The sequence below is a fragment of the Stenotrophomonas maltophilia group sp. RNC7 genome (genome assembly GCF_030910085.1).
Classification (GTDB): Bacteria; Pseudomonadota; Gammaproteobacteria; order Xanthomonadales; family Xanthomonadaceae; genus Stenotrophomonas; species Stenotrophomonas sepilia.
In genome coordinates this window covers 1-643 of sequence record NZ_JAVFVN010000480.1, presented here as the reverse complement: position 1 = coordinate 643, position 643 = coordinate 1, and the positions used below count along the sequence as shown (strand labels likewise).

The 643-nt window shown below is 27.7% G+C and carries 1 protein-coding gene; it reads right to left on the bottom strand.

From position 1 onward, the window contains the following. Positions 1–14: 14 nt before the first annotated feature. Complete coding sequence (locus tag RCF13_RS08950) at positions 15–527, bottom strand: hypothetical protein (RefSeq protein ID WP_308141073.1); 513 nt, start codon at positions 525–527, stop codon at positions 15–17. Positions 528–643: the final 116 nt, after the last annotated feature.

Here is a 643-nt window from a genome sequence, read left to right as displayed (position 1 = left end):
TATATTAATATTTTTCATTTTAAATCTAATATTTCTATAACTTGCTTATATTGTTGGGCTGTAATTCTAGAGATAGATCGTAATCTTTCTATTGATTTTTTTCTTATATCTTGTCCCTTATTTTTAGTAATTAATAGGTTATCTTCTATTTCAAACCAAGTTAAATTTTCTATATATTTTAACTCAATTATCTTTTTGCCTTCTTCTGAAATTACTCTAAATGCAATATCAAGCTTTTCTATCACTATCTTGAATAAATATAACTCATATTTAAGTTGGTCTATGGTTTCAGCTATCTCTTTTTCTAAATTCTCTCTAAAGTTTACAGCAGTGGAGCCTGTTTTATCTGTTATATGTCCTTTAGTATTTATTTTTACTTGGTCAACATTAGGTCTTTTTAATGCAACATTCGCTATGTATTCATCTGCATCATTATCATTAAGGCCCTTTGATAATTCCATTAATTCAAATTCAATACTTATAACAGCACACTCCAAATCTCTTTTCTTTTTAATCAACTCTTCCATTTCATGGTACCGGATATATTGCATAGCTTCAGCTCCTCTGCTATAATAATTTTGAGAGGGTGCAGAGGTAGCTTAAGCTACTTCTTTTTTTATGTGTTTATTAAGTCATTTATATA

Coding starts and splice junctions, on each gene's coding strand:
- RCF13_RS08950 (WP_308141073.1), bottom strand. CDS start 527: ATGGAAGAGTTGATTAAAAAGAAAAGAGATTTGGAGTGTGCTGTTATA.